At 60.7% G+C, this 10,493-nt stretch carries 8 protein-coding genes; all 8 read right to left on the bottom strand.

Features of this window, described 5'->3' with window-relative positions; all coding sequences use genetic code 11:
* Positions 1 to 90: 90 nt before the first annotated feature.
* The 8 genes from panC to gluQRS all read right to left on the bottom strand — a co-directional run bounded on the left by panC (position 91) and on the right by gluQRS (position 10,378).
* Positions 91 to 951, bottom strand: a complete 861-nt coding sequence (panC, locus tag HT737_RS10725; RefSeq protein ID WP_182402508.1) for a pantoate--beta-alanine ligase — start codon at positions 949 to 951, stop codon at positions 91 to 93.
* Positions 948 to 1,748 carry a 3-methyl-2-oxobutanoate hydroxymethyltransferase gene (panB, locus tag HT737_RS10720; RefSeq protein ID WP_095668303.1) on the bottom strand — a complete coding sequence of 267 codons (801 nt, stop codon included), beginning with the start codon at positions 1,746 to 1,748 and terminating at the stop codon, positions 948 to 950. Before panB ends, panC begins: the two co-directional genes overlap by 4 nt.
* 458 nt (positions 1,749 to 2,206) lie before the next feature.
* Positions 2,207 to 2,692, bottom strand: coding sequence for a 2-amino-4-hydroxy-6-hydroxymethyldihydropteridine diphosphokinase (gene folK / locus HT737_RS10715; protein ID WP_047296601.1), 486 nt, complete (start codon positions 2,690 to 2,692; stop codon positions 2,207 to 2,209).
* Positions 2,693 to 2,695: 3 nt separating this feature from the next.
* Positions 2,696 to 4,096, bottom strand: a complete 1,401-nt coding sequence (locus HT737_RS10710; protein ID WP_121187220.1) for a polynucleotide adenylyltransferase PcnB — start codon at positions 4,094 to 4,096, stop codon at positions 2,696 to 2,698.
* 734 nt (positions 4,097 to 4,830) lie between these two features.
* Positions 4,831 to 6,267, bottom strand: a complete 1,437-nt coding sequence (locus HT737_RS10705; RefSeq protein WP_095668305.1) for a sigma-54 dependent transcriptional regulator — start codon at positions 6,265 to 6,267, stop codon at positions 4,831 to 4,833.
* A 22-nt stretch (positions 6,268 to 6,289) separates the two neighbouring features.
* Positions 6,290 to 9,244: a sensor histidine kinase gene (locus HT737_RS10700; protein WP_161794896.1), complete on the bottom strand. Its 2,955-nt coding sequence runs from the start codon at positions 9,242 to 9,244 to the stop codon at positions 6,290 to 6,292.
* The gene (locus HT737_RS10695; RefSeq protein ID WP_003176118.1) at positions 9,228 to 9,404 is read right to left on the bottom strand and encodes a hypothetical protein; all 177 of its coding nucleotides are present in this window, start codon (positions 9,402 to 9,404) and stop codon (positions 9,228 to 9,230) included. The genes HT737_RS10700 and HT737_RS10695 overlap by 17 nt, the downstream gene beginning before the upstream one ends.
* 77 nt (positions 9,405 to 9,481) lie before the next feature.
* Positions 9,482 to 10,378: a tRNA glutamyl-Q(34) synthetase GluQRS gene (gene gluQRS / locus HT737_RS10690; RefSeq protein WP_220459363.1), complete on the bottom strand. Its 897-nt coding sequence runs from the start codon at positions 10,376 to 10,378 to the stop codon at positions 9,482 to 9,484.
* Between the last annotated feature and the right edge of the window lie 115 nt (positions 10,379 to 10,493).

Below are 10,493 nucleotides of genomic sequence, written 5' to 3'. Positions count from 1 at the left end.
GCGAAAAGCGTCGGAACAGTCGACATCGTTGTCAACTGACAGATCGCATTCGCGAGCAGGCTCGCTCCCACAGGGGTATTGCGCTGTTTTTTAAGCTGGGCTATCGAGATTCAGATGCAAGTTGTCGATCAACCGCGTGGTGCCGAGGAACGCGGCTACCAGAATCACCAGATCGCGGTCTTCAGCCGTTGCCGGACGCAAGGTCAGGGCATGGCGGATTTCCAGGTAATCCGGACGCAGGCCTGCGGCTTCCAGCTGTTGCACCTGAGCGGCGATCAGCGCCGGGTAGTCGCGCTCACCGTGCTTGATCGACTCGGCAATCGTGCTCAGGGTGCGATAGACCACCGGGGCCACCGCACGTTGGTCTTCGCTGAGGAAACCGTTACGCGATGACAGCGCCAGGCCGTCGGCGGCACGTACGGTCGGTTCGCCGATGATCTGGATCGGCATGTTCAGGTCATGCACCAGCGCGCGGATCACCGCCAGTTGCTGGAAGTCCTTCTGACCGAAGATCGCCAAGTCCGGCTGCACCATGTTGAACAGCTTGCTGACCACGGTCGCCACACCTTCGAAGTGCCCCGGACGGCTGGCGCCGCACAGACCTTCAGACAGTTGCGGCACGCTGACCCGGGTCTGCCCGGCCATGCCGTCGGGGTACATCTCTTCGACGGTCGGGGCGAACAGCAAATGGCAGCCGGCTTGCAGCAGCTTTTCCTGATCCGCCGCCAGGGTGCGCGGGTACTTGTCGAGGTCTTCGCCGGCGCCGAACTGCAGCGGGTTGACGAAAATGCTCGCGACCACGAAATCCACGCGCTGAGTGGCTTTGGTGATCAACGCAATGTGACCGCTGTGCAGGTTGCCCATGGTCGGCACGAAGCCGATGCGCTTGCCTTCACTGCGGGCGCGGGCCACGGCGGCACGCAGTTCGCGTACGGTTTTGACAGTGTTCATGCAGAGAATCCGTGTTCGATGCCTGGGAACGTAACGCCTTTGACTTCGTTGACGTAGGCCTTCAGGGCGGACTGGATGCTGTCCTGACCCTGCATGAAGTTTTTGACGAATTTCGGTACGCGACCCGTGATCGACAGGCCGAGCATGTCGTGCAGCACCAGAACCTGACCGTCGGTATCGCTACCGGCGCCAATCCCGATGACCGGAATCTTCACGGCCTGGCTGATTTCCGCCGCCAGTTCGCTCGGCACGCATTCGAGCAGCAGCATGGCGGCCCCAGCCTGTTCCAGCGAGATCGCATCGGCACGCATCTGCCGCGCCTGGTTCTCGTTGCGGCCCTGCACTTTATAGCCGCCAAGAATGTTCACCGCCTGTGGGGTCAGGCCCATGTGTGCGCAGACCGGTACACCGCGCTCGGCCAGCAGACGGATTGACTCCGCCAGCCACAATGCACCTTCAACCTTGATCATGTGCGCGCCGGCCTGCATCAGTGTGGCGCTGTTGGTCAAAGTTTGCTCGATCGTGGCGTTGGCCATGAACGGCAGGTCAGCCAGGATCAGGGCGTCGGTGTTGCCGCGTTTGACGCAAGCGGTGTGATAGGCCATTTCTGCGATGGTCACCGGCAAGGTGCTGTCGTGCCCTTGCAGAACCATGCCGAGGGAGTCGCCCACCAGCAGCACTTCGACACCGGCCTCGTTGCAGGCGTGGGCGAAGGTCGCGTCATAGCAGGTCAGCATGGTGATCTTTTCACCTTTCTGCTTGAGGCTCTGGAGCGTGGTCAGGGTGATGGCTGGCATGTAAAAAATCCTCGTTCAGGCGCTCTGGAAACTACTGCGAGTAACGCGCGTGATTCTTCATCTACTCAGGCGCACGGTCTTTTGTCGTGCTTATAAGGCCTGGATTGCGCCCGTATGTGCCGGGTTGGCGGCAGCGGGACGCCTATAGTCGTGAGGAGAACCTAGGAAGTCAATTGCGTGTGTTACCGCATTGTTACGAGGGGAGTGTTACCGGCGTTACTGATGCGATTCAGCGGCACGGCGGGGCTGATCGGGAGGTTTTTTGTCCGACAAAAAACGAACACGGAACATCGCTTTTGTGGCGAGGGGATTTATCCCCGATGGGCTGCGAAGCGGCCCTTAAATGGTAGTACGCATTAATCAGTCACACCGTATTAGCCGGTTTTGCGACTGCTGCGCAGCCAATCGGGGATGAATCCCCTCGCCACAGAGGCCCCATCCACAGGGGGAGATTTGCGTCAGGCGTGGGAGAGGCGTTCGAGGCCGACGAACGGGCAGGCGGCGAGCAGGTCAGCCAATGTGCGGCCATCGGCCAGGCGCAGATCCTTGGGGGCCAGTTCGGCCAGAGGATAGAGTACGAACGCACGCTCCTGAATCTGGTAGTGCGGGACTTTCAGGCGCGGCTCGTCGATCAGGCGATCACCGAACAACAGGATATCCAGATCCAGCGTACGCGGCCCCCAGCGCTCCAGGCGCTCCCGACCTTGATCGTTTTCGATGGTTTGCAGGGCATCGAGCAGGTCGAGCGGCGCGAGATCGCTGTCGAGGGCAGCGACCGCGTTGGTGTAACGCGGTTGCCCCGGCAGCAGTGAATCGCTCTGATAGAACGCCGAAACACCAGCAAGGGAAGTCTGCGGCAATTGCCCCAGCGCATTGAGCGCGCTGCGCAATTGTTCGGCCGGGTCAGCGAGGTTGCTGCCCAGACCGATGTAGATGCGTTCCATGCCTTATTCGCCCGTCGAGCTGGAAGCCCCGGCGCGCTTGCGCTTGGAGCCACTGCTGCGGCGACGTTTGCGTGGCGCACCGCTGGCGTCATCACCTTTGCCGCTGAGATCGCGGATCATGTCGCGACGTTCGCTGTCGTTGGCGTCCTGATAATCCGTCCACCATTCGCCCAGGCCGTCGGTTTCCTCGCCAGCGCTTTCACGCAGCAGCAGGAAGTCGTAACCGGCGCGGAAACGTGGATTGTCCAGCAGCAGGTCGGCGCGTTTGCCGCTGCGGCGTGGCAGACGTTCCTGCATGTCCCAGATTTCGCGGATCGGCATGGTGAAGCGCTTTGGAATGGCGATGCGCTGACATTGTTCGGCGATCAGCTCATGCGCGGCTTCCTGCATGGCCGGAATCGGCGGCATGCCACGCTCTTGCAGGCGCAATACGCGGGCCGGCAGGGCAGGCCACAGCAGGGCGGCAAACAGGAACGCCGGTGTGACCGGTTTGTTCTGTTTTATGCGCAGGTCGGTGTTGGTCAGCGCTTCGCTGATCAACGTGTGGGTGTATTCCGGGTTGTATTCCAGTGCGTCGGCACTGGCCGGGAACAGTGGGGCAAACAGTTGCAGATCGACCAGCATCTCGAAGGTGATCGCGCCGTGGCCGGAGAGGAACAGCTTGAGCACTTCCTCGAACAGACGGGCCGACGGGATCTCGCGCAGCATCGGCGCCAGGTCGCGGATCGGCTGCACGGTGTGCTTCTCGATGCCGAAATTCAGCTTGGCAGCGAAACGCACGGCCCGCAGCATGCGCACCGGATCTTCCTGGTAACGCTGCTTCGGATCGCCGATCAACCGGATCAGGTGATTGCGGATGTCGTGCACGCCGTTGGCGTAATCGAGAATGCGCTCACTGACCGGATCGTAATACAAAGCGTTGATGGTGAAGTCGCGGCGTTGCGCGTCTTCTTCCAGGGTGCCGTAGACGTTGTCGCGCAGAATCCGCCCGCTCTCGTTGCGCGAAGACTGGTTGCTGTCTTCATCGTCTTCGTTTTGCGGGTGATTGGCACGGAAGGTCGCGACTTCAATGATTTCGCGACCGAAATGGATATGCACCAGCTTGAAGCGGCGACCGATGATCCGCGCATTGCGGAATTCGGCTCGGACTTGCTCGGGGGTGGCGCTGGTGGCGACGTCGAAATCCTTGGGCGTGATGCCCAGGAGCATGTCACGCACGCAACCGCCGACCAGATAGGCCTGGTAACCGGCGCCCTGCAAGCGTTCGACGATATTCACCGCATAGCGGCTGAATTGCCCCTTTTGCAGCGAATGTTGGCCGCTGTTGAGCACTTCAGGAGTGCTGCGGATGTGTTGCGTACGACGCACGGGTGTTCGGAATGACTGGAACAGCTTCTTCAGCATGGGATGCACTGTTTGAAGGAATGTTCGGCCATACCAAAGAATGACCGCATGATGGGCGCAGATTCTAGCATTTAGTCGGGGGATGGTGTAGGACGCAGCAGATTTGCGCTGCAGGCCGCAGGCTACAGGCATCGGGCAGGGTCGAAACGGAGGTTTTTGCCGAAAGACAGAAACTACAAGGGGAGCCGAAGCTCCCCAAGAAGTAGTTGCGTGCTCTTTTTATTATTGATTCGGGCTTCTTGTTTTTGTTGAGTGCCCTCGCCATGAAGCTTTTCCTTCATGACCCTCCCAATCGGGAGCCAAGAGCAAACGGATTGCTTTGGTCGCTGTGTTGCAGTGATCTTGCGATCCAACCAGTACAGGCTCTGTCTTAGGACAGTTTTTGTTGTTCTCGGCCTGGTCGTGGGGCTAGCCCCAAATACAACGCCTCTCCAAAAGAATCAGTTAGCTGCGCCTCTCGCCGTCTTGTTTTTATTGTGCGTGAGTCGATTCGTCTTATTTTTATTGTCTTGTGCATTGCTTGTTATTGTTCTTGTACCAAACATATAGCAGGTGCCGTGCCAACTTTTGCGAAGCCCAATAAAACAAGGGGTTAGGTCGATATAACGGTTTTCTCGGGGCGAAAAAAAGCCGGGGTTTCGTTACCGATAACCCCGGCTTCTGTTACGTGAAAAAGCTGAGGTAACAGTTTTTTCACGTCTTCAAGCGTTACCCGCACACTCGACAGGTAACGTTCAGCTCTCGCTGGTGACCCCGGTCTTGCGCCGTGGAATGCCCAGGCGCTGACGACGTTCCCACAGACACTTGCGGCTGACGCCCAGTTTGCGCGCCAGTTCGGTTTCGGTCATGTGATCCTGATGCTCAAGCACAAAGTGCTGGAAATAGTCTTCCAGCGACAGGTCTTCCGTCGGCTCATGGCTGCTGTTGCTGGTGTTACCCGCGGTTTGCGCGGGCAAGCCGATGAACTCGTCGTCTTCCAGGTCGCTCAACTCGATGTCGATACCCAGCAGGTCGGCGGAGATTTCCGGGCTTTCGCTCAGGATCACCGCGCGCTCCACGGCATTTTCCAGCTCACGCACGTTACCCGGCCAGGAATAATGCCGGATGGCTTGTTCGGCATCGGCGGCAAATTTCAGGTCGGTACGGTTGATGCGCGCACTCTGGCGGGCGAGAAACGCCGTGGCGATTTCGTTGACGTCGGCGCCACGTTCGCGTAACGCCGGCAATTTCAGGGCAATCACGTGCAGGCGGTAATACAGGTCTTCACGGAACTGGCCGATTTTCGCCAGGCTCTTGAGGTCACGGTGGGTCGCGGCGATCAAACGCACATCGACCTTCTGCGACTGCACCGAACCCACGCGGCGAATCTCGCCTTCCTGCAGCACACGCAGCAGACGAGCCTGGGCTTCCAGCGGCAGTTCGCCGATCTCGTCGAGGAACAGCGTGCCGCCATCCGCCGCTTCCACCAGACCGGCGCGCCCGGCGCTGGCGCCAGTGAACGCACCTTTTTCGTGGCCGAACAGTTCGGACTCGATCAGGCTTTCCGGGATGGCCGCGCAGTTCACCGAAATCATCGGTGCCTTGGCACGCTTGGACAGGTTGTGCAGGGCGCGGGCCACCAGTTCTTTACCGGTGCCGGACTCGCCCTGGATCAGGACATTGGAATCGGTCGGCGCGACTTTGCGGATCTTGCTGTACAGGTCCTGCATCGGCGGGCACGAGCCGATGATGCCGATCTCGCCGTTGCTGTTGTCGACAGACGATTTGCCGCTGCCACTGCTCGGTTTGCCGGCAAGCGCTTCGCCGGCGGCAGGCGCCGACTGGTGATCACGCAGGATCCGCGCAACCGCCTGAAGCATTTCATCGTGATCGAAAGGTTTGGCGATGTAGTCCACCGCGCCCATCTTCATCGAGTCGACCGCCGAGCGCAGGCTGGCGTAGCTGGTCATGATCAGCACCGGTTTGCCCTGGCCGAGCTTGATCAGCTCGGTGCCGGGGGCGCCAGGCAGGCGCAGGTCGCTGACGATCAGATCGAATGTGGGAATACTGAAGCGTTCTTGTGCTTCCTGCACTGAACCGGCTTCGCTGACCTGGTACTGGTTGCGTTCCAGCAGGCGGCGCAAGGCGGAGCGGATAATGGTTTCGTCTTCGACGATCAAAATGTGCGGCATTGATTCGATACTCTCGACGGTCTCAGTTCACAGCGGACGTCGCTTCGACATGACGCGGTAAGGTCACCCGGATTCGGGTGCCGCGCTGGCTCTGTACATCAGCCGGGCTGTCGATGGTGATTTGTCCATAATGCTCTTCAACGATGGAATAGACCAGTGCAAGGCCCAGACCGGTACCTTCACCCGGGTCCTTGGTGGTGAAGAAAGGTTCGAACAATCGGTCCATGATGTTCTGCGGAATACCACTGCCTTCGTCTTCGACGATCAGATCGACCGTGTGTTCGCCGGCTTCACTCTTGACCCGCACGGCGCTGCCCGCAGGCGAGGCATCACGGGCGTTGGAGAGCAGATTGATCAGCACTTGGGCGAGCCGCTGCGGATCGCCTTCGACCCAGTGATCCGGATCGCACAGGTTGTAGAACTGCACTTCGAAGTTGCGCCGGTTCAGCGCCAGCAGACCGATGGCGTCCTGCGCCACTTCGGCCAGACAAACCGGCTCGTCGCTGTGCTGATGGCTGCCGGCGTGGGCAAAGCTCATCAGCGACTGCACGATGCGCGACACGCGCTTGGTCTGTTCGAGGATCTGCCCGCTGATTTCCGTCAGTTCGCCGTCTTCTTCGCGCTCTTCGCGCAGGTTCTGCGCCAGACAGGCGATGCCGGTGATCGGGTTGCCGATTTCATGGGCCACACCCGCCGCCAGTCGACCGATGCTCGCCAGGCGCTCGGAGTGCACCAGTTTGTCTTCGAGCATCTGCGTTTCGGTCAGGTCTTCAACCAACAGCACCAGACCACTGTTGCCCGGCGCCAACGGTTCGTCGATCGCCGCTTTGTGCAGATTGAGCCAGCGGGTCTGGCCGTCGAGAGCCAGGTGCTGCTTGTGCAAGTGCTCGTCGGGCAGGTTGATGAAGCCTTGCAGCAATGGCTTCCACGGATCGGCGATGGTGCTCAGGCGTGAACCGACCACCCGTTGCGCAGCGATGCCGGTGAGTTCTTCCATGGCCTTGTTCCACATCAGGATCTCTTGATCCTTGGCCAGCGAGCAGACGCCCATCGGCAACTCCTGCAAGGTCTGGCGGTGGTAGCGGCGCAGGGCGTCGAGTTCGGCGGCCAGTCCGGTGAGGCGCGAGTGGTAATCCTCGAGGCGGCTTTCGATGAAGTGGATGTCTTCGGTCACATAGTTTTCGCCGCCGGCCTTGTACGGCAGGAAGGTTTCGACCATGTCCTGCGCCACGCTCGGGCCCATCAGGCCGGAGAGGTTGGCTTCGATGCGGTCGCGCAAGCGGCGCAAGGCATAAGGACGGCGCTCGTCGAACGGCAGATAGAGGTCGCGCAGGGCCTGCTCGACTTCTTTCTGCGCCGCCTTGGCGCCCAGCGGTTTGGCCAGTTGCGTGGCGAACTCCTGGGGCGAAGCAGCATGCAGTTCGCGGCGTTGCGGACGACGCACGTTATCCACCGCGCAGGCTTCGGCGGCGCTGGCTTCTTCGGGGCTGGCGTTGGTGAACAGCGAGATCAGGGTGAACATCAATACGTTGGCTGCCAGCGAGGCGATCGCCGCCATGTGCCAACTGGTGTCGTCCAGCACGTAAATCATGTTCAGCAGGGGAATGTAGAAACCCTGCAGATTGCCGACCAGTGGCAACAGCATGGTCACCACCCACACCACAATCCCCGCCAGCAGGCCGGCGATAAAGCCGCGCCGGTTGGCGGTCGGCCAGTACAGCACCGAAAGCACGCCGGGCAGGAACTGCAGCGTGGCGACGAAAGCGACGATGCCGAGGTTGGCCAGATCCTGCCCGGCGCCGAGCATCAGGTAGAAGCAGAAACCGGCCATGATGATCGCGACGATCAGCGCCCGACGCGTCCACTTCAGCCAGCGATAGATGTTGCCTTCGGCCGGCGGCTGATAGAGCGGCAGCACCAGGTGGTTCAGCGCCATGCCCGACAGGGCCAGGGTGGTGACGATGATCAGGCCACTGGCGGCCGATAGCCCGCCGACGTACGCCAGCAAGGCCAGCGGTTTGCTGTTGGCGGCGATGCCGATGCCGAGGGTGAAATATTCCGGGTCGGTGGTGGCGCCGAGCTTCAGGCCGGCCCACAGGATCAACGGCACCGCCAGGCTCATCAGCAACAGGAACAGCGGCAGGCCCCAGCTGGCGCTGACCAGCGAGCGCGGATTGAGGTTTTCGGTAAAGGTCATGTGATACATGTGCGGCATCACGATCGCCGAGGCGAAAAACACCAGTAACAGCGTGCGCCATGGTCCTTCCTGCAGCGGCGTGTGCAGGGCGGCGAGGGCGGTCTGGTTTTGCAGCAGCCACAGTTCGAGTTGTTGCGGGCCATCGAACACGCCGTACAGCGCATACAGACCGACGCCGCCGAGGGCGATCAGTTTGATCACCGATTCGAAGGCAATCGCGAACACCAGCCCTTCGTGTTTCTCGCGAGTGGCGATATGCCGGGAACCGAAGAAAATCGTGAACAGAATGATCAGCGCACAGAACGCCAGCGCGACGCGGCTCTGGATCGGCTCACCGGTAAGAATGCCAATCGAATCGGCCACCGCCTGAATCTGCAACGCCAGCAGCGGCAATACGCCGATCAGCATGAAGATCGTGGTCAGCGCGCCGGCCCAGGTGCTGCGAAAGCGGAACGCGAACAGATCGGCCAGCGACGACAATTGATAGGTTCGGGTGATTTTCAGGATCGGATACAGCAGCACCGGTGCGAGCAGAAACGCACCAGACACCCCGAGGTAACTGGACAGAAAGCCGTAGCCATACTGATAGGCCAGGCCCACCGTGCCGTAAAACGCCCAGGCACTGGCGTAGACCCCCAGCGACAGGGTGTAGGTCAGCGGGTGGCGAATGATCGCCCGCGGGATCATGCCCCGTTCGCTGATCCAGGCAACGCCGAACAGCACCGCCAGGTACGCGGCGCTGATCAGGATCATCTGGGTCAGGCTAAAGCTCATCGGCATCTTTTTGGCTCTGCAGGATGAAGGTCACGACAATCAGGATCAACCACAGCAGATACGGCCGATACCAGGCGCCCGTGGCGTCGATCCACCAATCCATGATGGCTGGCGAAAACAGATAGATTCCCACGACCAGAAGCAGGACCAAGCGATAGATGTACATCCCGGCCTCTCTTTTTTATACGCGTGCCCGAAAACGTGCGGCGATGGTAACGGATGGGCGCGCCACTGCAAGTGTCGTCATTGCAGTTGCGCCTCGGGCAACGTCAGTGTGCGCGGGATCTTCGATGCATCCCAGTGGGCTGCGCCCCATTTGAGCAATTCCTCGGGGGTGGCATGGGCCAGTTCGGCACCGGGGTTTTGCCCCAGCGCACGCAGGGCTCGCAACAGCAGCGGCGTGGCCTGATCGGCCTCAAGCGGCGGCGAACGGTAGGATTTGCCGAGCTTGTTGCCGTCCGGCTGCGTAATCAGTGGCAGGTGCAGATAGCGCGGCTGACGCAGGCCCAGCAGTTCTTGCAGGTAGAGCTGGCGTGGCGTGGAGTCGAGCAGGTCGGCACCGCGCACGATGTCGGTGATGCCTTGCCAGGCGTCATCCAGCACCACCGCCAGTTGGTAGGCGTAGAGACCGTCGCGGCGGCGAATCACGAAATCTCCCACTTCACGGCCCAGATGCTGGCGGAACTCGCCCTGCACCCGATCGATAAAGTGGTATTCCAGTTCCGGCACGCGCAGGCGGATCGCCGCATCTTGCTGTTCATGACCGGCATTGCGGCACAAGCCCGGATAAATCCCGTGATACGGCTCCAGCTGCTTGCGCGAGCAGATGCAGGCGTAGGCCAGGCCATGGTTGAACAGGCTGTCGAGCACTTCGGCGTAGGCGGCGTGGCGGTCACTCTGGCGTACCATCTCACCGTCCCACTCGAAGCCGTAACTTTCCAGCGCCTTCAGAATCGCCGCCTGCGCGCCCGGTTCTTCGCGGGGCGGATCGAGATCTTCCATGCGCACCAGCCAACGCCCACCGACTGCACGCGCGTCGAGGTAAGAGGCGAGGGCAGCCACCAGTGAGCCGAAGTGCAGGTGGCCACTGGGGGTGGGGGCGAAGCGGCCGATGTAGACGGGGGAGATTTTGGCTGTCATGGAAACGAAGCTACTTTTCAGGCGATACGCAGGTCAACGGGTGGGAGCGAGCCTGCTCGCGAAAGCTTGATGTCAGACGATTAAATGTTGAATGACACACCGCTTTCGCGAGCAG

Origin of the sequence: Pseudomonas sp. MD195_PC81_125 (assembly GCF_014060985.1) — a bacterium.
GTDB lineage: Bacteria > Pseudomonadota > Gammaproteobacteria > Pseudomonadales > Pseudomonadaceae > Aquipseudomonas > Aquipseudomonas parakoreensis.
This window is presented reverse-complemented; position numbering and strand designations above follow the sequence as displayed.

Excerpts from the sequence above, each read along its gene's own strand:
- folK (WP_047296601.1), bottom strand. The coding sequence starts at position 2,692 with ATGGAACGCATCTACATCGGTCTGGGCAGCAACCTCGCTGACCCGGCC.
- gluQRS (WP_220459363.1), bottom strand. The coding sequence starts at position 10,378 with ATGACAGCCAAAATCTCCCCCGTCTACATCGGCCGCTTCGCCCCCACC.
- HT737_RS10695 (WP_003176118.1), bottom strand. The coding sequence starts at position 9,404 with ATGTACATCTATCGCTTGGTCCTGCTTCTGGTCGTGGGAATCTATCTG.
- HT737_RS10710 (WP_121187220.1), bottom strand. The coding sequence starts at position 4,096 with ATGCTGAAGAAGCTGTTCCAGTCATTCCGAACACCCGTGCGTCGTACG.
- HT737_RS10705 (WP_095668305.1), bottom strand. The coding sequence starts at position 6,267 with ATGCCGCACATTTTGATCGTCGAAGACGAAACCATTATCCGCTCCGCC.
- HT737_RS10700 (WP_161794896.1), bottom strand. The coding sequence starts at position 9,244 with ATGCCGATGAGCTTTAGCCTGACCCAGATGATCCTGATCAGCGCCGCG.
- panB (WP_095668303.1), bottom strand. The coding sequence starts at position 1,748 with ATGCCAGCCATCACCCTGACCACGCTCCAGAGCCTCAAGCAGAAAGGT.
- panC (WP_182402508.1), bottom strand. The coding sequence starts at position 951 with ATGAACACTGTCAAAACCGTACGCGAACTGCGTGCCGCCGTGGCCCGC.